Annotated in this window: 19 protein-coding genes and 1 pseudogene; 9 read left to right on the forward strand and 11 right to left on the reverse strand. The window is 73.7% G+C overall.

Annotated features, from left to right (window positions below; all coding sequences use genetic code 11):
* Positions 1-137 precede the first annotated feature (137 nt).
* From C1I99_RS14695 to C1I99_RS14705, 3 genes are all read left to right on the forward strand, one after another.
* Positions 138-584 carry a roadblock/LC7 domain-containing protein gene (locus C1I99_RS14695; protein WP_111134785.1) on the forward strand — a complete coding sequence of 149 codons (447 nt, stop codon included), beginning with the start codon at positions 138-140 and terminating at the stop codon, positions 582-584.
* Positions 562-942, forward strand: a complete 381-nt coding sequence (locus C1I99_RS14700) for a DUF742 domain-containing protein (protein WP_111134786.1) — start codon at positions 562-564, stop codon at positions 940-942. The genes C1I99_RS14695 and C1I99_RS14700 overlap by 23 nt, the downstream gene beginning before the upstream one ends.
* Before the next feature lie 64 nt (positions 943-1,006).
* Positions 1,007-1,729, forward strand: a complete 723-nt coding sequence (locus C1I99_RS14705; RefSeq protein ID WP_111134787.1) for a cellulose binding domain-containing protein — start codon at positions 1,007-1,009, stop codon at positions 1,727-1,729.
* A 15-nt stretch (positions 1,730-1,744) separates the two neighbouring features.
* Here the strand turns inward: C1I99_RS14705 and C1I99_RS35205 are convergent, their stop codons facing one another.
* The 5 genes from C1I99_RS35205 to C1I99_RS14730 all read right to left on the reverse strand — a co-directional run bounded on the left by C1I99_RS35205 (position 1,745) and on the right by C1I99_RS14730 (position 6,356).
* On the reverse strand, positions 1,745-2,776 hold the full coding sequence (locus C1I99_RS35205) for a T3SS (YopN, CesT) and YbjN peptide-binding chaperone 1 (RefSeq protein ID WP_111134788.1): 1,032 nt from the start codon (positions 2,774-2,776) through the stop codon (positions 1,745-1,747).
* Positions 2,763-3,128, reverse strand: coding sequence for a hypothetical protein (locus C1I99_RS14715; protein ID WP_146603962.1), 366 nt, complete (start codon positions 3,126-3,128; stop codon positions 2,763-2,765). The genes C1I99_RS35205 and C1I99_RS14715 overlap by 14 nt, the downstream gene beginning before the upstream one ends.
* A 238-nt stretch (positions 3,129-3,366) precedes the next feature.
* Positions 3,367-3,552: a hypothetical protein gene (locus C1I99_RS14720; protein WP_111134790.1), complete on the reverse strand. Its 186-nt coding sequence runs from the start codon at positions 3,550-3,552 to the stop codon at positions 3,367-3,369.
* A gap of 104 nt (positions 3,553-3,656) precedes the next feature.
* The gene (locus tag C1I99_RS14725) at positions 3,657-4,595 is read right to left on the reverse strand and encodes a hypothetical protein (protein ID WP_111134791.1); all 939 of its coding nucleotides are present in this window, start codon (positions 4,593-4,595) and stop codon (positions 3,657-3,659) included.
* A 300-nt stretch (positions 4,596-4,895) separates the two neighbouring features.
* Positions 4,896-6,356, reverse strand: a complete 1,461-nt coding sequence (locus tag C1I99_RS14730) for a coiled-coil domain-containing protein (RefSeq protein ID WP_233512507.1) — start codon at positions 6,354-6,356, stop codon at positions 4,896-4,898.
* Between the two features lie 215 nt (positions 6,357-6,571).
* On the opposite strand from C1I99_RS14730, the gene C1I99_RS14735 reads away from it, so the two are divergent.
* Positions 6,572-7,477: a siderophore-interacting protein gene (locus tag C1I99_RS14735; RefSeq protein ID WP_111134799.1), complete on the forward strand. Its 906-nt coding sequence runs from the start codon at positions 6,572-6,574 to the stop codon at positions 7,475-7,477.
* 93 nt (positions 7,478-7,570) lie between these two features.
* On the opposite strand, the gene C1I99_RS14740 is transcribed toward C1I99_RS14735, so the two are convergent.
* From C1I99_RS14740 to C1I99_RS14765, 6 genes are all read right to left on the reverse strand, one after another.
* A complete protein-coding gene (locus C1I99_RS14740) occupies positions 7,571-8,947 on the reverse strand; it encodes a pectate lyase family protein (RefSeq protein WP_111134792.1) in 1,377 nt (458 codons plus the stop codon).
* A 174-nt stretch (positions 8,948-9,121) separates the two neighbouring features.
* Positions 9,122-10,348 (reverse strand): Gfo/Idh/MocA family protein, encoded by a 1,227-nt coding sequence (locus C1I99_RS14745; protein WP_111134800.1) that lies wholly within the window; start codon positions 10,346-10,348, stop codon positions 9,122-9,124.
* A 14-nt stretch (positions 10,349-10,362) separates the two neighbouring features.
* Complete coding sequence (locus C1I99_RS14750) at positions 10,363-11,856, reverse strand: mannitol dehydrogenase family protein (RefSeq protein WP_111134793.1); 1,494 nt, start codon at positions 11,854-11,856, stop codon at positions 10,363-10,365.
* Positions 11,847-13,151, reverse strand: coding sequence for an enolase C-terminal domain-like protein (locus tag C1I99_RS14755; RefSeq protein WP_199562128.1), 1,305 nt, complete (start codon positions 13,149-13,151; stop codon positions 11,847-11,849). Before C1I99_RS14755 ends, C1I99_RS14750 begins: the two co-directional genes overlap by 10 nt.
* Positions 13,148-14,569: a glucuronate isomerase gene (gene uxaC, locus C1I99_RS14760; RefSeq protein ID WP_111134794.1), complete on the reverse strand. Its 1,422-nt coding sequence runs from the start codon at positions 14,567-14,569 to the stop codon at positions 13,148-13,150. The genes C1I99_RS14755 and uxaC overlap by 4 nt, the downstream gene beginning before the upstream one ends.
* A 30-nt stretch (positions 14,570-14,599) precedes the next feature.
* Positions 14,600-15,928, reverse strand: coding sequence for a Gfo/Idh/MocA family protein (locus C1I99_RS14765; RefSeq protein ID WP_111134795.1), 1,329 nt, complete (start codon positions 15,926-15,928; stop codon positions 14,600-14,602).
* A gap of 238 nt (positions 15,929-16,166) precedes the next feature.
* Here C1I99_RS14765 and C1I99_RS14770 point away from each other — a divergent pair, with 238 nt between their 5' ends.
* From C1I99_RS14770 to C1I99_RS14790, 5 genes and pseudogenes are all read left to right on the forward strand, one after another.
* Entirely contained in the window at positions 16,167-17,297 is a 1,131-nt protein-coding gene (locus tag C1I99_RS14770) for a LacI family DNA-binding transcriptional regulator (protein WP_111134796.1), read from the forward strand.
* A gap of 18 nt (positions 17,298-17,315) precedes the next feature.
* Entirely contained in the window at positions 17,316-18,668 is a 1,353-nt protein-coding gene (locus C1I99_RS14775) for an ABC transporter substrate-binding protein (RefSeq protein WP_111134802.1), read from the forward strand.
* Between the two features lie 174 nt (positions 18,669-18,842).
* Complete coding sequence (locus tag C1I99_RS14780; RefSeq protein WP_233512508.1) at positions 18,843-19,739, forward strand: carbohydrate ABC transporter permease; 897 nt, start codon at positions 18,843-18,845, stop codon at positions 19,737-19,739.
* Positions 19,739-20,611, forward strand: coding sequence for a carbohydrate ABC transporter permease (locus C1I99_RS14785; protein WP_111134798.1), 873 nt, complete (start codon positions 19,739-19,741; stop codon positions 20,609-20,611). Before C1I99_RS14780 ends, C1I99_RS14785 begins: the two co-directional genes overlap by 1 nt.
* Positions 20,608-21,019, forward strand: a pseudogene (locus C1I99_RS14790) (hypothetical protein); the annotation flags it as partial. The gene C1I99_RS14785 and the pseudogene C1I99_RS14790, both read left to right, overlap by 4 nt.

A 21,019-nucleotide genomic window follows, 5' to 3' on the forward strand; every position in this document is an offset into this window, starting at 1 on the left:
CCCCCGCCCGCCCCGCCGCCGGCCGGGCCGGGCGGCGGGGAGCTGCCCGTGCGGACCCGGCACCGGGTGCCGCGGCCCGGCGCCGCCGGCTCCGACACCGCCGAGTTCCCGGTCCGTCAGCAGCGAGAGGACGCCAGATGACCCCATCAGTGACCAGCGCCGACACCCTGACCGACGCCCTGAACGACCTGGTCGACCGGGTCCACGGGGCCGAGTTCGCCGTGGTGCTGTCCCCCGACGGACTGCTGCTCGGCGCCAGCCGCGACGTCGACGACGGACTGGCCGCGCAACTGTCCAGCATGGTCGCCGGGCTGGAGGCACTGGGCCAGGCCGCCACGCGGGTGTGCACCGGCGGCGGGCTGCGCCAGATCGTGGTGCAGATGGCGCGGTCGTTCCTGTTCGTCGCCACCACCCGCAACGGGGCCATCCTCACCGTCCGGATGGGTGGCGACGTCGAGGTCGGCGACATGGCGTACGAGGTGGCGCTCTTCGTGGGGCAGGCCGACCGTCACCTCCCGGTGTACCTGCAACCGGCGCCCACCGTGACGGCTAGGAAATCCGGTGCACCCGAACGGCGCGCCTGACGAGGCGTGGTACGACGACGACGCCGGCCCGGTGGTCCGGCCGTACGCGATGACGGGCGGCCGCAGCGCACCCGAGCGCGGGCATCTCGACCTCATCTCCCTGGTCGTGGCCCGGGTCGGGGCCACCCCGTCCACGCGGCTCTTCCCCGAGCAGGCGCGGATCGTCGACATGTGCCGGGGCCCGCTGTCGGTGGCGGAGGTCGGCGCGGAGCTCGACCTGCCGGTGAGCACCGTCCGGGTGCTGCTCGGCGACCTGCTGGCGGCCGGGCTGATCGAGCTGCACCAGCCACCCACGCTCTCCGGGCAGGCGACCAGGGAACTGCTGGAAGCCATGCTCGCCGGGCTCCGGGCGCTGTGACGGGGGCGGCGACCGACCGGAGTCGCCGCGTCGACCTGGTGGACGATCGGAAGGACAGAGACACGTGCGGGCACTATGGCTCCGGCCGCGGCGGACCGTGGCGATCATCCTGCTCGACCGGGTCGTCGCGGCGGCCGGGACCGTCCGGGGCGTCGTGTCCGGTCGGGGCGACCAGTCGCGGCTGGCCCCGGCGGCGGTGCTCGCGTCGCTGGCGGTGCTGGTCGCAACGGCGGTCTCCGCCGTCGTGGTGCTGCGTACGCCGGAGCGGCTGACGCCGGTGGCGATCGACCCGCCGCCGCAGGCCGCCCTGCCGGGTCCCCCCGGCGTCGGGGACCTCGGGGCGCGGCCCGGGCCGGCCGCCTCCAAACTGCCGGCGCCCGACGACCCGCCGGCGGCGGAGCCGCCGGGTGCCCGGCCGTCCCGGTCCGGGCCGGCGGCCACCACCGCGACCAGCCGGATCCCGCTGCAAGCGCACTTCGCGGTCGAGGAGTCCGCCCTGCTCAGCTACGGAGCCGCGGTGACGGTCAGCAACCCCGGGCCGAACCCGGCGGCGGCCTGGGAACTGGTGGTGACGCTGCCCCGGGAGTCGCTCGAGGTCACCTCGGTCCGCGGGGCCCGGGCCAGCCGCTCGGGGGCGACCTGGACGTTCGTGCCCGAGGAGAACGCCGGTCCGCTGCCGGGCGGCGGCGCGGTCCAGGTCACCTTCCGGGTGTCCGGCGCCCAGACCAGCTCCAGGCCCACGGCCTGCACCATCGACGAGGCCGCCTGCACCGGCCTGTCCGGCTGACCCGCACGCGCCGGGTCAGCGGCCGGCGGCCCGCTGCCGCAACAGCTCGACCGCCTCGTCGACGCGCCCCTGCTCGGTGAGCAGGGTCAACAGCAGCGGGAGCGGACGCCAGTCCGCGTCGTCGACCGCCCGCCGCAGCAGAGCGATCGCCTCGTCGTGCCGGCCCCGCGCGGCCAGTAGGGCGGCCAGTTCGTCGCGGGCCCGTGGGTCGCCCTGATCGGCCGCGATCCGCCAGTACCGCTCGGCCTCGTCGGCGTGCCCGTGGCCGGCCAGCAGCGCGGCGAGCCGGGCCGCGGCGTGCCAGTCGCCGTGGTCGGCGCGCATCCGCAGCTCCTCGGTCCGGCCTCGGTCGGCCAGCAGGTCGACCAGCACGCTGCCCGCGCCGTTCGCCCCCGAGCGGGCCAGGTCACGCAGGTAGCCGGTCGGGTCGGGCACCGCCACCAGCCCTGACGCCTCCGGGCCGAAGAACCGGCTGCCGCCGAACTCCCGGCGCAACTGGTCGTCGAGATCGTCGGCGAGTTCCACCATGGCCCGCACCGCCAGCAGCAGGTGGGTGGGGACGAAGTCCTGCCCGAAGACGGGGATGGACGCCCAGACCGTGTCGCCGGTGCAGTAGATCCGCCCGACGACCAGGCCGTTGGTCAGCTCGGAGAGCCGGCGGTACAGCGACTCGGTGGGTTCGACCCCGGTGAGCAGCGGGGAGAAGACGTCGACCAGCGGTGGGTCGTCCTGGGTCCGGACGAAGATGATGGCGGAGCCGGCCCGGATGCCCACGTCGCCGTCGGCGTCGACCCGCAGCTGGTCTGCGGTGGTGCCCAGGATCCCGGCGAGCACCTCCTTGACCCGGTGCGTCAGCTTCCCGCCGTCGGTGTGGTCGCGCACCAGCGCCCGGGCTGACCCGCCGGGCCGGACGCCGGCCACCGGCCGGGCGGCCAGCGCCGCGGCCAGCCTGGTCCGGGTCGGCACCGGAACGGTCGTGGTCGTGGTGGCCGGCCGGGCGGCCAGCGCGGCGATGAACCGGTCCAGCCGGCTGTCAGGCCGCGTCATCGTGCTCGCCGTCCGGTCTGGAGCCGACGTTCTCGGGCGGCTGCCCCTGCCCGGTTACCCGGATCTGGTCGAACATCTTCGCGATCACCAGGGGCGCCGCCACGCCGAACGTGAAGCTGGCGAAGGCCGTGGTGGCGAGGCCACCCGCACCGGCCGCCGCCGCCAGCCCGGTGCCGGCCACCGTCCGCAGCAGGACGGCGAACACCACAATCGGCCGGTCCCGCCGGTCCCGCCACGGCCACTGCCACCGGCCCTCGGACTCGCTTGTCGGGCGCATCATCCCGGAGAGGTTGAGGGCCTCGGCGACGGCACTGCCGACGAATCCCCACATCGCGGCCATCCATAGAGACACATCCCTACCGTACTGACCGGCTGACACGGCGCGCGCACCAGCCCTCGGGTCCCCGTCGGACGTCCACCGGGCGGTGGCACCGTCCCCTGACCGTACGCCCCCGGGACAAGCCCGGCCGGGCTCCCGCCGCGTCGCCGTGCCGGCCGGCAGGTACCCGGTGGCAGGGCGGTGACCGCGCGCCGGGCCGACGAGCGTGAGCGGCGCCGGTCTCCCGGTGCCGACAGCGAGGGCGTGCGGCCTAGTCCAGGCCGCGCAGAATGTGTGACTCGTCCTCAGCGTCCTCGTCGTCGAGCACGAGCCGGGCCAGCTGGGCGGAGGCGGCCCAGACGGCGAGTGAGGTCGGTGCGGCCGGGGCGGTGGCGGTGGGCGGTTCCTCGCCGCCGCGTACCCGCCCGGCCGTCGCGGCGCCGGTCTCGATCTTCATGGCGCTGCCACTCCTTCCGGAAGCGGCCGCACTGCCCGCCCGCGGCGGGGGGCCGGTGCGACGCGCACGGTGCACCGTGGGCGCCGCGGGCCGACCCTCGGCGGTCAGGTGTACGGCATCATGGGGAACCATCCCACGCCGAACAGCGCCGGCACCCGCAGATCCCAGTACACGACAGTGAAGACGCCGAGGGCGACCAGCAGCGCACCGGTCACCACCGCCGAGCGCCGGGGATCCGCAATCCACCGCAGGAAGCCCCCGCGGCTGACCAGGACGACGCCCGCGAAGATCAGCGTGACGATGACGATGTTGCCCAGGGACTGCAACGTGAACGCCAGCGCGCCGTACCCCGGGCTGCCGGTTTCCACGGCCCAGTGGAACAGCTTGTTGAACAGCGGGTACGGGCGGCCGATCAGGAAACCGCCGACCAGGGCGCCGATGGTGACCACCCGTAGCACCGGCCGGCGGGCGAAGACGTCGCGCACCAGGCCGAGGGCGGCCAGGCCGAGGTACGTCAGCGCCAGCCCGATGACGCCGAACACGACCGAGGACTGGATCAGGCGGACCGGCATCCCGCCGACGGTGTCGCGGGACAGTTGCGGCAGGCGGTCGCCGAGCAGCACGCCCAGCGCCCCGTAGGTGGCCGCGACCGCGACCATGCCGAGGGTAAGCCAGCCGACCGGCCGCAGCAGTGACCGTACGGTGCGTCCGGCGCCGCCGGCCGCGCCCACCTCGCTCATCGGGCCGACCGACGCCATCATGGCGATGTTGCACGCGGTGAAGGTACCGGCGAAGCCTGAGACGAACGCGAACAGCAGCCCGGCACCGGTGCCGGCGATGGCCGTCGCCTTGGCGTCGTGCCCGAGTACGGTGTCGGCCACCGTGTCACCGATCACCGAGTCGACCAGTTCGAACGACCACAGCACGGCGAGCAGCACACCGGCGGCGGCGCTGGTCAGGGCGACCCGGCGCCGCCGTGCCGGCGTCACCCGGGCCGAAGGCGTCGGGGACAGATCGGCTGCGGGGGTTCGTTGCAGGGCCATCGCGCCTCGTTTCTGTGCCGGCCGGGCCGCACGAGACCGGTACGGCGATCCGGGCCCGGGCAGGGGTGGGCGGTCGTGCGGCCCGGCGGGACCAGGGGACTGGCCGGCCGGAGCGGCCGCGCGAGGTCCGCGCCGAGCGGGCGGCGGCACCGGATGCTGGCGCGCCGCCTTCCTCCCAGGATGGGCGACCCGACCGGTGGCGGCGTCTTCGGACGTGCCCTGTTGCGGCGCCGGCGGAGGCCCTGATCGGGCACGCGGGAACCGGCTACTCCCGTGGTGGGAGGTGCGCCCCGGCGACCCCTACGCGCCGGTGACCGCCCGCTCGGGCGCCGGTTCGCCCGCCTCGGCCACCAACCCGGCGGGGACCTCGGCGACGTCCCGGTCGGCGTCCGGCTCGGCGGCCACCGGAGCCGGGGCCGGCTCGGGCGCGGCCGGCTCGGCCGGGGGGCCGGCCGGCGGGGCGACCGGCCGGTCGGCGGCCGGCCGAGCAGTCACCGTGGGGTACTCGGCGGTCTCGGCGCCACCCGCGGCGGCGGCCATGACGGCTGCCGCCGCCAGGTCGGCCACCCGCTTCGCCTCTCGCCGCACCCGGGTCCGTACCTCCTTGGCGTGCTTCTCGGCGGAGTCGGCCAAGCGCCGCGCCTCCTCCAGCCGGTGGAGTTCGTCGGCCAGTTCCCGGCGCGTCTCGCCGAGCCGCTGCCGCAGCTGGGCCAGCTCGCGCTCGGTGGCGTCGCCCTCCTGGCGTACCTGGTCGAGTTGCTGCCGGGTGGTCTCCAGCTCCGACTGCAGCCGAATCAGCGTCTCGCGCCGGTCCCGCAGGTCCTGCTGCACCGCGCCGAGCTGCTGCTGGTGCGCGGTGGACTGCTCCTCGGCGCGCTGGCGCACCTTGGCCGCGTACTGCTGCGCCTCGGCGATCAGCGTGGCGATCTCCTGCTCGGCCGCGCTGCGCTGGGCGGCGAGTTCCCGCTCGGCGGTCGCGCGCGCTTCGGTGATCTCCTGTTCGACGGCGGCCCGCCGTTCGGTGAGCTCCCGCTCGACGGTGGCCTGCCACTGGGCCAGCTCCTGCTGGGTCTGGACGCGGGCGGCCTGGACCTCCTGGTGGATCTGGGTACGGGCCGAGGTCAGGAACGCCTCGGACTCGGCCCTGGCCTGCTCGACCTGCTTGGCGCTCTGCTCCTCGATCCGCTCGGCCTCCTGCCGCGCGCGTTCGTGCGCGGCCTCACCCTCGGCGCGGAGCCGCTCCGCCGTCCGGTGGATCTCGGCGAGTTCGGCCTCCGCGGCGGCGCGGCGCTCCTCGTGGGCCTTCTCCTGCGCGGCGCGCAGGGCGGCCAGCTCGTCTTCGAGGTCGTGCAGCGTCCGGATGGCCCGCTCGCGGGCGTCGGCGAGCAGCGCGTCGGCCTCGGCGCCGAGCTCGGCGGCCCGCTCGGCCGCGGTGCCGGTGATGGCGTCGGCCTGCTTCTCCGCCAGAGCCAGGATCTCGTCGACCATCGGGCCGAGGTCCCGGAAGGACGCCCGGTCCACCTGCGCCGGCCGCTGGCGCAGCTCGGTCACCTCCGCCTGGAGCTGCCCGAACTGCGCGGCCAGGTCCCGCAGCTGACCGGAGGCCCGGTCGCGGTCGGCGGTCAGCGCCGCGATCTCGCCGTCCACCCGTTCGACGTACCGGTCCACCTGTCGCTTGTCGTAGCCGCGCAGCGTGACGTCGAAATCGGGTCGCGAGGTCACGTCGTCGCGCACCGCGAACGGCTCTTCGCCGTGGGACATGCCCATCCTCCGTACGGTCGAGCGTCGTGCGGCGGGCGACCGCCCCACGGCCATGGTGTGGCGTCACGCTACCGCCCTGCCGCGGCTGTCGCGCCGGGTGGGCACCCGGGCACCGGCTCCACCGTTCGGGTGAGTTCGGCATTCGCGCCTTGACCGGAGATCAGCTTAGGTTAGCCTTACCGATGTTCCGCGACCCACCGTGCGACGGAGACACCATGACCGAGACCCTGCCCATCGCGCCGTGGCGCCTGTTCGCCGCCGAGGTGCGGGCGGTACGCCGGCTCAGCCCGTCCTTCCTGCGGGTCACGTTCACCGGACCGGACCTGGACCGGTTCGCCGACAACGGCTACGACCAGCGGATCAAGCTCGCGCTGCCGCTTTCGGGGGAGAGCACGGTGGACCTGCCGGGCGGGCCGGACTGGTACGCGCGGTGGCGGGCCCTGCCCGAGCGCCGGCGCAACCCGGTGCGCACCTACACCGTCCGGGCGGTGCGGCCGCACCTCGGCGAGGTGGACGTCGACCTGGTCCTGCACGGCGACGGCGGCCCGGCCAGCAGATGGGCGCGCCGGGCCCGGCCGGGTGACGAGGTGGCGATCCTGGGCCCGGACGCCGGGTACGGCGGGGACCACGGCGGGGTCGAGTTCCGGCCGCCGTCGACGGGCCGGCTGCTGCTGGCCGGTGACGAAACCGCGGTGCCGGCGATCTGCGCGATCCTGGAACGCCTCCCGGCCGACGCCCGGGGCCGGGTGCTGCTGGAGGTGCCCGAGCCCGGCGACGTGCTGCCGGTGACGGCGCCGGCCGGCGTCACCGTGCACTGGTCCGCGCGGGGTGGCGCCGCGCACGGCAGCCGGCTCGTCCCGGCGGTGACCGCGGCGGCGGGGGAGCTGCTGGCCGGGTCGGCTCCGGCGCGCGGCGGGTCGATCGCCGACGTGGACGTCGACCGGGACATCCTCTGGGAGGTCCCGGCGCCGACCGCCCCGGTGCCGCTGTACGCGTGGCTGGCCGGGGAGGCCGGCGTGATCCGCACCCTGCGCCGGCACCTGGTCGCCGAGCGGGGGCTGGACCGGCGGGCGGTGGCCTTGATGGGCTACTGGCGGCTCGGCCGCGCCGACTCGGCCTGATCCGCTCCGAGGCAGCCTGGGCGCGGTTGCCCCTGTGGTGGTGGAGTGGACGCGCGGCGGGCCTGCCGGAGCAGTCCCGCCGCGCGGCGCGCGCTACAGCGGCAGCCGCCCGGCGCCGGCGAGCGCCCCGACCAGGTAGGGGACCGCCGGGGCGGGCAGCACCGGCCCGCGCCGCAGGGTGGGCGTCCATCCGGCGTCGGGCGCCAGGTCGGGGTCGTGGGCGGCGTTGTACGTGGCGAGCAGGTCGACCGGGCGCGGCCGGGCGTCGCCGTGGCGAAGCCAGCTGCCCCGCTCGGTGAGCGCGGTGCCGCCCCAGTCCCGGATCACGTCGGCCGGGTCGACCTGCGGGGCGAGGGTGAAGAAGTTGTTCTCCGCGTGGAGGGCGGACTGCACGCCGACGCCGAGCGCGTAGTCGAGGTCGGGGCCGAGGCGGTAGTGGTTGTTCCAGACGTCCACCTGGCCGAAGCGGACCCGGGGCAGCCGTTGCTGCGTGCCGTGGAAGAGGTTGTGGTGCAGGGTCACCTTCAGCCGGTCGACGTCCGGGCCGACGGTGTTGGACGAGCCGATCAGCAGCACCTTGTCCCGCCCGAGGAAGCGGTTGTACGACGCGGTGACCAGGCTCGCGGTGTGGGTGATGTCGAGCGAGCCGTCGTGCACCTGGTACGGCCGGCCGAAGTGGACCGGCTGGGCACTGTCCGGGTTGTCGCCGTCGGTGAAGGTGTTGTGGTCGATCCAGACGTGCTCGCTGCGGCGTACCGAGATCTGGTCGAACTGGGAGTTCCAGTTGCCGGCGCTGCCGTCGGTGGGTGACCAGGCGGGGAAGCAGTCCCGCGCGTCGACGAGGGTCAGGTTGCGCACGATCACGTTGTCCGCGCCGTCGATCATCAGGGTCAGCCCAGTCAGCCGGGCGCCGGCGAGCCCGATGATGGTGGTGTTCGGGCCGACGTTGATCTGTGTCTGCCGGGTCTGGTTGGCCACCGAGCGCACCCGGGCGGCCTCCAGCGGGCCGCTCGGCGCCGTCCGTCCCCAGACCGCCGGGTCGTACGCGGCCAGGTAGGCGTCGAGCGAGTAGCCGGGGTCGGCCAGGTCGGCGCAGTCGAGGAGGGTGCCGCCGGGGGCCTCGAAGCCGTCGACTGTGCCGTCGACGTAGATGATCTTCGGGGTGGTGTTGGTCCGGTTGGTGGCGTTGTCGCCGCCGAGGGCGTCGACCAGTTCGGCCCGGGTGGCCACGACGTGTACCTGGTCGGCGGCGGCGGTCGAGCCGCCGGAGGTGCCGGTGCCCGCCGCTGCCCAGCCGTCCCTGCTGGGCAGCGGCTGGCGCCCGAGCAGCCGGGCCGCCCGGGAGATCTGGTCACCGTCGCCGACGGTGGTGGCGGGGCCGGTCGGCTGCGCCCCGGCGGGGCCGGCCGCCACGAGGTTCAGGGCGAGGGCGAGGACCAGTCCCGCCGCGCCCGCTCCAGCTCTGCGCATCGTTCGTACCGCCTGTCCACGTCGGAGGGTCGTGACAGGAAGACGGTACGGTTGAGAATCAAATACGGTCAATGCGCTGCATGTGCAGATTAGTTGCATTCGCCCGGGCGCAGGGGCCACCGCCCCGGCCGTCGCTGTCGGGGTACCTGGGGCTATGTCCGATTCGCCGGTCGGTCACCCGGTGAGATCGTTTGCACTGCGTTGCGGTGCCGGCTGGCCGGCCAGTAGCACCCGGTGGGGCGTGCCCGCCCACGGCACCCCGAACTCCGAGGGGAGCTGCCGGCGTTCGGCCGCCCGGCGGAGCACCTCGTTCACCCCGGTCAGCGTCAGCACCCGGTCCGGCCCGTCCCCGGCGGCGGCGACCAGGTCGCCGCCGAGCAGGGTCGGCTCGGGCGCCGCCCGGACCACCTCCAGCACGGCGGTGAACGGCGCTGTCCGGGCCAGCGGTGCGATCAGCGGCACCGACCGCGGATCGGCCCGGTGGGCCAGCAGATTCTCCAGCAGCCCCCGCCGGCCGGCCACCTCGCGCGGCGCGTCGTCGCCGGGAAGCCGCAGCCGGTCGGTCGAGTACTCCAGCACCGCCCGGCCGGCGGTACCGGTCACGATCACCTCGCCGGGGACGAACTCCTCCCCGGCCAGGGTCACCGCCGCCACGATCGGCGGCCCCGAGCGCGGGGTCACCCGGAGCACCGCGGTGTCGTCGACCTCGATCGGGCGCACCCGGTAGCGCTCCAGCTCGACGCGTTCCGGCACCACCGGGCCGCCGGCCGCCTCGGCCACCGCGAGGCACTGCATCACCGCGTGGGCGAGCGGGTTGGCCAGCGCGCCGTCGAGCACCGGCCGGCCGTGCAGCGTCCGCCGGCCGGCCCAGGGCGCCCGGGCGTAGTAGCCGTCGGAGCGCTGCCAGGCGGCCACGGTCGAGATGCCGGTCAGCGTGCCCAGCCGGCCGGCCGTCACCGCCCCGGTCAGCTCCGCCAGCGCCGCCGACCCGAGGGCCTGAAAGCCCACCTGGCAGACCCGCCCGGTGTCGGCCAGCGCGGCCGACAGCTCCCGGTGTTCGGCCGTGGACAGCACCGGCGGCTTCTCCAGCAGCAGGTCCGCGCCGTAAGACAGCGCGTCCAGGGCGAGCGGCAGGTGGGTGTGCGGCGGGGTGCAGATCACCACCACGTCGGGGCGGACCGCGCGAAGTGCCTCCCGGTGGTCGGCGCCGACCACGGTGCCCGCGGGGACCGGCGCCGCCGGGTCCTCCTCGACCGGGCGGACGTCCACGAGGGCGACCAGGCGCAGCCGCCCGGCGGCGTGCAGCGGGGCGATCACCCGCCGGTGCCATCGGCCGTGCCCGTTCGCCCCGACCACGGCGATCCGGGGCACGGCCGCCGCGCCGGCGCGCCCGGCTGCCACCGATCCGCCGCGCGTCACCGGGCACCGGCCAGCGTCGCGGCCACCCCGTGCCGCTCCAGGGCGGTCAGCCAGTCGGTGACGTCGGCACGCACCTCGTCGTCCTCGGCGACCTCGGCGGGGAAAACCTCGCGCAACGCGAGGAGCGCGTCGACCGCGCCGGCCGGCGTATCCGGAGCCGCGGCCAGCGCCGCGCGGATCCGCCCGGCCAGCGGGTCGCTCAACGGCAGCGCCGCGCCGTCGTCGGCGTACCCGAGCGCGAAGCGCACCCAGGCGGCCACCACCAGCGCCGCCCAGCGTGCCGAGCGGCCCCGCGCCCGCAGGTCGGCGATGGTGTGCAGGACCCGCTGCGGCAGTTTCTGCGAGCCGTCGATGGCCACCTGCAGCGTGCGATGGTGGATCGCCGGGTTGGCGAAGCGGGCCAGCACCTCCTCGCCGTACGCCACCACGGAGACGCCCTCGGGCGGGGTGAAGCTGGCCGCCACGTCCTCGGCGAGCAGCCGGCGCAGCACGGTGGCCAGGTGCGGCAGGGCGAGCGCGTCGGCGACGGTCTCCCGGCCGGCCAGCGCGCCGAGGTACGCGGTGGCCGAATGCACCCCGTTGAGGGCGCGCAGCTTCAGCCGCTCCCACGGGCCCGCGTCGGCGGTGAGTACCGCGCCGGCGTGCTCCCAGGCCGGTCGGCCGCCGGGGAAGTCGTCCTCGATGACCCACTGCCGGTACGGCTCGGCGGTGACCGCCGCCAGGTCGGCCACCCCGAGGGCCCGCCGCGCGGTGGCGAGGGTCTGCGGGGTGCTGGCCGGTACGATCCGGTCCACCATGGTGCCGGGGAACGTGACCGCTGCCTGGATCCACCCGACCAGCGGCTCCGGCGCCCGCGCGTACGCCAGGGACTGCTCGACCAGACCGCGCAGCCGATGGCCGTTCGCGGGCAGGTTGTCGCAGCTGACCAGGGCCAGCGGCGGGCCCTGCGCGGCAGCGCGGGCGAGCAGCCCGCGCAGCAGCAGGCCCGGTACGGTGGCCGGCGGCCGGTCGGTGCGCAGGTCGGCGGCGACCTCCCGGTCCGGGCGCAGCCGCCCGGTCGCCGGGTCGAGCTGGTACGCCTTCTCGGTGACGGTGAGGGTCACCACCCGGATCGCCGGGTCGGCCAGCAGCGCCACCACGGCGGCCGGATCACCGGCGCCGTGCCGTACCCCGGTCAGCGAGCCGACCACCCGGGTGTCGCAGCCGGCAGCGGAGGTGGTGGTGACGCTGAACAGGTTGTCCTGCGCGGCCAGCGCCTCGACCACGTCGGTGCTGCGCGGCGCGACGCCGACGATGCCCCAGTCGCCGCCGGCCCGGGCCATCGCCTCCTCCGTGTAGACCGCCTGGTGGGCCCGGTGGAACGCGCCGAGCCCGAGGTGGACGATCCCGGCCGGCGCGGTGCCCGGACGCAGCAGCGGGCGGCTCGGCGGCGGCAGCCGGCGCAGCGTGCCCAGGCCGAGCCGGGCGGCGGAGCCCACGGTCACCGCCACACCGGGCCGTCCGGGAAGCGGTAGGTGGCGATCGACTCAGGCTTCATCGTGGCGCTGTAGCCGGGCGCCTCGGGCAGCAGGTAGCGGCCGTGCCGGGTGCGGACCGGGTCGGTGAAGTGCTCGTGGAGGTGGTCGACGTACTCCACCATCCGGCCGTCCAGGCTGGTGCCGACCCGCAGGTGATCGAAGACCGCCAGGTGCTGGACGTACTCGCAGAGTCCGACGCCGCCGGCGTGCGGGCAGACCGGTACGCCGAACTTCGCCGCCAGCAGGATCTCGGCGAGCACCTCGTTGACCCCGCCGACCCGGCAGGCGTCGATCTGCATCACGCCGATCGCCTCCGCCTGGAGCAGCTGCTTGAAGATCACCCGGTTCGCCGCCACCTCGCCGGTGGCCACCCGGCACCGGCCGCCGGTCAGATCGGTAACCGCGCGGGCGATGCGGGCGTGGCCGAGGATGTCGTCGGCGTGCGTCGGCTCCTCGATCCAGTATGGGTCTACCTCGGCCAGCGCGGCCATGTTGGTGATCGCCTCGTCGACGTCCCAGACCTGGTTGGCGTCCATCATCAGCAGCGCGTCCGGGCCGATCTCGGACCGGATGATCCGCGCCCGGCGCAGGTCGTCGGCGGGTGCCCCGCCGACCTTCATCTTCATCGCCCGCCACCCTTGCGCGTACGCCGCGCGGGTCAGCGCCCGCACCTTGTCATCGGGGTAGCCGAGCCAGCCCACCGAGGTGGTGTACGACGGGAAGCCGTCGCGGGTCAGCGCGGCGAGCCGGTCGTCGAGTCCGACAAGTCCCTTGTCCAGGATGGCGCCGGCCTCGTCCGGGGTGAGCGCGTCGGTGATGTGGCGGAAGTCGACGCTGGCGACCAGCTCGTCGGTGGGCAACTCGGCCAGCAGCCGCCACATCGGCTTGCCGGCAAGCTTGGCCCGCAGGTCCCAGACCGCGTTGACCAGGGCACCGGTGGCCATGTGGATGACCCCCTTCTCCGGGCCCAGCCAGCGCAGCTGCACGTCGGCGGTGAGCGAGCGCCAGAACGCCACCGGATCGGCGAAGATCTCCGCCACGGTCCGGCCGGTGACGTGGTGGGCCAGGGCCCGCACGGCCGCGCAGGTGATCTCGTTGCCCCGGCCGTTGGTGAAGGTGAAGCCGGCGCCGGTGACCCCGGCGTCGGTGTGCAGCTCGACGTAGGTCGCCGAGTAGTCACCCCGGTTGATCGCGTCCGAGCCGTCGCCGGCGGCGGCGGTCGGGAACCGCACGTCGTGCACGTCGACGGCGGTGACGGTCACGTTCACCGCGCCTCCTCCCCGATCTTGAAGACCTTCTTCGGCAGCCGGTACGCCAGGTCGACGATGGTTTCGGCCGCCTCCTCCTCGCCGAGCCGGTGCTCGGTGACCAGCCGGGCCAGGAAGGCGGCGTCCACCCGGCGGGCCACGTCGTGGCGCACCGGGATGGAGCAGAACGCCCGGGTGTCGTCGACGAACCCGGCGGTGTTGTAGAAGCCGGCCGACTCGGTGACCGACTCGCGGAACCGGCGCAGCACCTCCGGCGAGTCCAGGAACCACCAGGGCGCGCCGAGGTAGAGCGCGGCGTACCCGCCGGCGAGCGGGGCGAGCTCCCGGGTGAAGGTGTACTCGTCGAGGGTGTAGAGCACCACCCGCAGCCGCGGGTCGTTGCCGTACGCGTCGAGCAGCGGGGTCAGCGCGTGCAGGTACTCGGTGGCCTGCGGCAGGTCCCCGCCGACGTCGCGCCCGTGCCGGGCGTGCAGCCACCGGTTGTGGTTGCGCACCGCGCCCGGGTGCAGCTGCATCACCAGGCCGTCGTCGAGGGACATCCGGGCGAACTCCAGGAGCATGTGCGCCCGGAACGCCTCCGCGTCGGCGGCGTCGGCGAGCCCGCGCCGGCCGCGGTCGTACAGCGCCGCCGCCTCGCCCGGGTCCAGGGCGAGGGTCCGGGCGGTCGGGTGGCCGTGGTCGGAGGAGGTGGCGCCGGCCGCGATGAAGGCGGCGCGCCGCTGCCGCAGCGCCGCGAGGTAGCCCGCGTACGTGCCGGTGTCCTCCCCGGAGACCTCGGCGAGCCGGTCCACGTTGGCCGACCAGCCGTCGAACTCCATGTCCACCACGTTGTCCGGGCGGAACGTGGTGATCACCCGGCCGCCCGGGCCGCCCCACCCGTCGGCGGCCAGCTTGGCGTGCTGACCGAGGTCGTCCAGCGGGGACTCGGTGGTGGCCAGCACCTCGATGCCGAACCGCTCGAACAGTGCCCGGGGCCGGAACTGCGGCTCGGCCAGCCGGGCGGCCAGTTCGTCGTAGACCGCGTCGGCGGTGGCCGGGGAGAGCCCGGTGGTCACCCCGAACACGTCCCGGAAGGTCTGCTCCAGCCAGAGCCGGGACGGGGTGCCCCGGAACAGGTGCCAGTGCTCGGCGAAGCGGCGCCAGATGGTCCGCCCGTCGCGCTCGGCCGGACTGCCGTCCACCGTGGGCACGCCGAGCTGCGCCGGGGGGACGCCCTGGCTGAACAGCATCCGGGTCAGGTAGTGGTCGGGCACGATGAGCAACCGCGCCGGGTCCGGGAACGGGCGGTCCTCGGCCAGGATCGCCGGGTCGACGTGGCCGTGTGGGGAGATGATCGGCTGCGGCGCGGCGAGCGCGTACAGCCGGCGGGCCACGGCGCGTTGCGCGGGGTCGGCGGGGAAGAGCAGGTCGGTCGGCACGGATGCGGCTCCTCGAGGGGTGTGCGGGGCTCAGCTGAGGTCGAGCAGGTCGGCAACCCGGACCGGGGCGCCGGTGTCGAAGGACCGGTTCGCGGCGAGGCCGGTGAGCAGGGCGAGGGCGCCGTCGCGGGCGGTCGCCGCGCGGCCCGCCGGGTCGCTGGCGCCGCCCAGCAGCACCCGGGTCATCCGGGCGTCGGCACCGCCGTGCCCCGCCCGCACGTAACCCTCGACCGGCACCACGCGGGGTGGCGCCCAGAACGGCCGCAGGGTCAGGGTGGCGGAGCCGGACTCGACGGCCGCCTCGGTGCCGTGTAGCGCCGCGCCCTTGAGTGCGCCGGCCGCGGCGGGGCTGACGAAGTCGCTCTCCACCACCTCCAGCTCCAGCCGGCCCCGGCTGCCATTGACCATCACCCGGTAGCCCTCGTAGGGGGCGTACGCGGTGAGGTGGTAGGTCATGGTGGCGCCGGTGGAGTAGCGGACCAGCACCGCCATGTCGTCCTCGATGGTCACCCCCGGGGCGAAGACGTTCTGGTCGCGCCGGTAGCCGTCCTCGGCCTCGGCGTCGAGGTAGAGCTCGCGTAGCCGCGGATGGTCGGCCAGCCGCAGCGCGAACGGGTCGTCGGCGGCGGCGGGGGAGCCGTGCGCCCGGTCGTAGGCGCGGGCGTAGCCGTGCCGGCGGCCGGCCTCGCCGTAGAAGAAGAGCCGGCCGGCCGCGTACACCTCCACCGGGGTGGCGTCCAGCCACCAGTTGACCAGGTCGAAGTGGTGGCTGGCCTTGTGCACCAGCAACCCGCCGGAGTTGGCCTTGTCCCGGTGCCAGCGCCGGAAGTAGTCGGCGCCGTGCCGCACGTCGAGCAGCCACTCGAAGTGCACCGAGCCGACCTCGCCGGCCGCGCCGCCGGCGAGCAGCTCGCGCAGCTTCTCGTGCAGCGGGTTGTACCGGTAGTTGAAGGCCACCCGGACCTGACGGCCGGTCTGCGCCACCGCGTCCAGGATCCGCCGGCAGCGGGGCACGTCGACGGTCATCGGCTTCTCGGTGACCACGTCGCAGCCGGCCCGCAGCGCGGCCACGATGTACTCGTCGTGGGTGGCGTCCACGCTGGTCACCAGGACTACGTCGACGCGCTCCTTGTCGAGCATGCCGGCGAAGTCGGCGGCCCGGTACGTCGGCACCGCCGGGTGGCCCAGCCCGGTGAGCCACCGGTTGTGCGCGTCCATCCGGGCCTGATTGACGTCGGCGAAGGCGACCAGCTCGGCGGTGTCGGCGTGGTCGAGCACCAGCGCCCGGACGAACATCTCGGCCCGCGCGCCGGTGCCGACCAGGGCGTAACGCACCCGCCGGCCGGATGGTTCTGACATCCCGCTTGCCTCCCCAGTTACTGCAAAGGTTTGCAGGCAAGTAACCACGAGGCGCCTAAGCTCGTCAACGATCGATGCCAAACCGGCGGCATGAATCCGTTTTTGTGGCTATTACTGCGCATGGTGAGTGCGCAGCCGCAACACATCCGTAACCATTCACCGTTGACATCGAGCGCAACCGTTTGCATTAATTGGCCACACCTCCGTGACCGTCGCCACATTGGACGAAGGGCCCACCGTGCCAGCCACCATCCGAGACGTCGCCCGGGCCTCCGGCGTGCACATCTCCACGGTCTCCCGCACGTTCTCGGCGCCGCACCTGGTCAACCCCGAGACCCGGGGGCGGGTGCTGGCCTGTGCGGAGGAGCTCGGCTACCGGCCCAACCGCGCCGCCCGGGCGCTGATCACCGGGCGTACGCACAACATCGGCCTGATCATCGCGGACATCGCCAACCCCTTCTTCCCGCCGTTGATCAAGGCGGCGGAGAGCCAGGCCCGGCAGCGCGACTACCACGTGTTCGTGGCCGACACCAACGAGGACCCGATCGCCGAGGAGGAGCTGGTCCACGCCCTCGCCAAGCAGGTCGACGGGGTGCTGCTGTGCAGCCCCCGGATGAGCAACAGCCTCATCGAGCAGCTCAGCCGCGAGGTGCCCCTGGTGGTGATAAACCGCCAGGTCGCCGGCCTGCCCTGCGTCACCATGGACGTCGGTCAGGGGGCCCGGTCGGCGATCGAGCACCTGCTCGGCCTCGGCCACCGGAAGATCGCCCTGCTCAGCGGGCCGCGCGGCTCGTGGACCAGCCGGGAGATCCGCCGGGCCGCCGGCGCGGCGGCGCGCGCCGGCGGGGCGGAGCTGACCGTGCTCGGGCCCAACCATCCCACCGGGACCGGCGGCGGCGCCGTCGCCGAGCAGGTCCGCCGCGGCGACGTCACCGCCGTGCTCGCCTACAACGACCTGATGGCGATCGGCCTGATCGAAGGGCTCGACGCCCTCGGGCTGCGCGTCCCGCAGGACGTCAGCGTCGTCGGCATCGACGACATCGCCCTGAGCCGGCTCACCCGGCCAAAGTTGACGACGGTGGCCACACCGACCGCGGCCGCCGGCCGGACGGCCGTCGACATGCTCCTGCAACACGACACCGTCGCCGCCCGCGGCTCCCGCGGCGGGCGGGGCGGCACCGTCGACGACCGTCGTACCACCGCACAGGTAATGCTCCAGACCGACCTGGTCATCCGCGACTCGACCGCGCCCGCGTCAGCGGCCGCCGGTCGGACCCGCCCCGGCGGCGCAGAGGATGCCCCGGGCCCGCATCGCCTTGCGGGCCCGGGTCGCCCGACCGTGACCACCGGTGGCGTCGTCGCCTCCTAACGCCAAGGAGTGAGCGCCATGCACCCCGCAACGCCCCCCACCGCCGGCATGCCGGCCGTGCCCGTTCACCGTACCCCCGTCCCTCGGCGGCGGCTGTTCCGCGGTCTCATCGCCGCGGCCGTCGCCCTGCCGCTGGCCTTCGGCACCGCAGCCTGCGGCGACGACGAGAGCAGCAGCGATCCCAACGCGCCGGTCACCATCGAGTTCTTCTGGTGGGGCGGCGAGTCCCGGGCCAAGGCCACCGAGGAGGCGCTCAAGCTCTACACGAGCAAGCACCCCAACGTCACGATCACCCCGACCTGGCAGGCTTTCGACGGTTACTACGACAAGCTGGCGACGATCTCGGCCGGGGGCAACGCCCCGGACATCTTCCAGATCGACGACAACAATCTGACCGACTACGCCAGCCGCAGAGTGACGCTGGACCTGACCGACCTGGTCAAGGACGGCAAGATCGACCTGAGCAAGCACCACGCCGAGCTGACCAAGTACGGCCAGGTCGACGGCAAGCAGGTCGCGATCGCCTCGGGTGAGAACACCCCGGCGATCGTCTACGACAAGACCAAGCTCGCCGAGCTGGGCGTCAGCGAGCCACAGGAGGGCTGGAGCTACCAGCAGTACTTCGACTGGGCCGCGCAGGTGACCCAGAAGGGCGGCGGCAAGTACTGGGGCACGATGGACATCAGCTCCGACTACAAGGCGCTGTGGCTGTGGCTGCGGACCCAGGGCAAGGAGTTCTACAACGGCAAGCAGTTGGGCTTCACCGAGGCCGACCTGGTCACCTGGTTCAAGCTCTGGCAGGAAGCCCGGACCAAGGGCGCGACCCCGCCGGCGGACATCGTGCACGAGGCGGTCACCGGCAGCGTTTCCACGCAGCTCGTGGTGACCGGGAAGGCGGCCGTCTCCTTCATGTGGTCCAACCAGCTCAGCGAGCTGCAGAAGGCCACCAAGAACGAGCTCGCCATGCTGCCGTATCCCGGCGACGTGAAGGGCCAGTGGCCGCGGGCCTCGCTCTACTGGGCCGGGTCGCGCACCACCGAGCACCCTGAGGTCGTCGCCGACATCATCAACTTCCTGGTCAACGACCCGGAGGCCGCCAAGATCCTCGGCACCGACCGCGGTCTGCCGGCCAACCTCGACGTGCGCGAGACGCTGGAAGCGGACATCAGCGACAACTCGATGAAGGCGACCTTCGCGTTCGAGAACGGGTTGGCCTCGAAGTTCGGCGCCGCCCCGCCGGTGCCGCCGAAGGGGCACAACGGCCTGCGAAACAAGCTGCGCGACATCGCGGAGAGCGTCACCTACGGCAAGGCGACGCCCGAAGCCGCCGCCAAGCAGTTCTTCGCCGAGGCGTCCGCCGCACTGGCCTGATCCGCGCGAGGGGCCCGCGACCGGCATCGGCCGCGGGCCCCTCACCGGGCGGCGACCCCGTCTTTGAGAGGAGCACCGATCGTGGCCTTGACCACGGCCCATCAGTCGGCTGGCGCTGAGGCGAATTCGGCCACGTCCGGCAGGCCGGCGCGGAAACCACGCGAGTCTGGCCGGCTGCGTCGCCAGGAAGGGCGGGCGGGGTACGTATTCCTATCGCCGTGGCTGCTCGGGTTGATGGCGATCACCGCGTTTCCCATGCTGTTCTCGCTCTACCTGAGCTTCACGAACTACGACGTGCTGGCGAGTTGGGATCAGGTCGAGTGGGTCGGCCTGGACAACTACCAGCGGATGTTCACCGAGGACCCGTCGTACTGGCACGCCGTCCGGGTGACCCTGACCTACGCCCTGATCGCGGTGCCGCTCAAGCTGGCTGCCGCGCTCGGCGTCGCGCTGCTGTTGAACCGCGAGCGCCGCGGCGTCGGCCTGTTCCGCAGCCTGTTCTACCTGCCGTCGCTGCTCGGCGGCAGCGTGGCGCTGGCCCTGGTCTGGCGGGCGATGTTCAGCGGCGACGGCGCGTTCAACGACCTGCTCTCCCTCTTCGGCATCGAGGGCGCGCCGTGGGTGAACGACCCGACCTGGGCGTTGGAGACGCTGATGGTCTTGGCGGTCTGGCAGTTCGGTGCGCCGATGGTGATCTTCCTGGCCGGCCTCAAGCAGGTCCCGACCGACCTGTACGAGGCCGCTGCGGTGGACGGCGCCGGGAAGTTCCGCCAGTTCTGGAACATCACCCTGCCGATGCTCTCCCCCGTGATCTTCTTCAACCTGGTCCTCGAAACGATCAACGGGTTCCAGGGCTTCACCTCGGCATTCGTGATCAGCAACGGGACGGGCGGCCCGGTGTACTCCACCCTGCTCTACACCCTGCACATCTACAACGAAGGCTTCACCGAGTTCCGGATGGGGTACGCCTCAGCGCTCTCGTGGGTCTTCCTCATCGCGATCGGCCTGATCACGGTGGTCTTCTTCAGCACCGGCCGATTCTGGGTGCACTACTCGGACGGAGAGAACTGATGGCAGTCCAGGCAGCCACCGTCACCGGGCGCGGCTCGTCCGGAGCGCTCCGCGGTGTGGTGCGCATCGTCATCCTGGTCGCGATCCTCGGGTTCGTCCTCTATCCCCTGCTGTGGATGCTCGGCTCCTCGCTGAAGTCGCCGACCGAGGTGGCCAGCAACCTCTCGGTCCTCCCGACCGAGCCGACGTGGGCCAACTACCCCGACGGCTGGAGCTACATCGACGGCATCAGCTTCGGCCGGTTCTTCCTCAACAGCACGGTGATCGCGCTCGCCACGGTCGTCGCGAACGCCGTGTCCTGTTTGGTCGCCGCGTTCGCGTTCGCCCGGCTGCACTTCCGTGGCCGGAAGGTGTGGTTCGCGATCATGATCGCCACGCTGCTGCTGCCCAGCCACGTACTGATCATTCCGCAGTACGTCATGTTCAACTACTTCGGCTGGGTCGACACGCCGCTGCCGCTGATCGTGCCGAGGCTGCTCGCCACCGAGGCGTTCTTCGTGTTCCTGATGGTGCAGTTCATGCGGGGCATCCCGCGTGAACTGGACCACGCCGCGAAGATTGACGGTTGCTCCCCGTACGGGGTATTCCGGTACGTGATCCTGCCGCTGAGTCGGCCGGCGCTCGTCACCACGGCGATCTTCTCGTTCATCTGGACCTGGAACGACTTCTTCACCCAGCTCGTTTACCTGCCCAGCCCGACGAGCTACACCGTGCCGATCGGCCTGCGGCTGTTCATCGACTCCACCGGGCAGACGTCGCTCGGGCCGATGTTCGCGATGTCGGCGCTCTCCCTGCTGCCGGTGTTCCTGTTCTTCCTGGCCTTCCAGCGCCTGCTCGTGCAGGGCATCAACACCAGCGGGCTCAAGGGATGACGCCGCACCGGAAGACCAGGCAGCCCCGCCGGGACTGGCGGGACGTGCTCGCCGACGCCACCGACCTGGCCCTGCTCGGCTTCGCGCTGACCCTGGCCGTGCTGCCGGTGCTCACCGCGGCGCCGGCGGTCGCCACCGTCAGCGCCGCCGTGCACGACCGGCTCGCCAACGGCGCCTGGCCCCCCGCCCGGGAGAGCCTGGCCCGGTTCGGCCGGGCGCTGCGCCCCGGCGTCGGGGTCAGCGCTCTCGCCGTGGCGTTGGCCGGGCTGCTCGCCCTCAACCTCGCCGCGCTGGCCGGCGGGCAGGTACCCGGCGGTGCGCCGCTGCTGCTGGCCACCGCGCTGCTCGCCGCGGCCCTGGTCGGGTACGCCGGGCTGGTGGTGGTGGCGGTCGGCCGGGCCGGTGGGC

It is taken from the genome of Micromonospora deserti (assembly GCF_003236335.1).
Lineage (GTDB): Bacteria > Actinomycetota > Actinomycetes > Mycobacteriales > Micromonosporaceae > Micromonospora > Micromonospora deserti.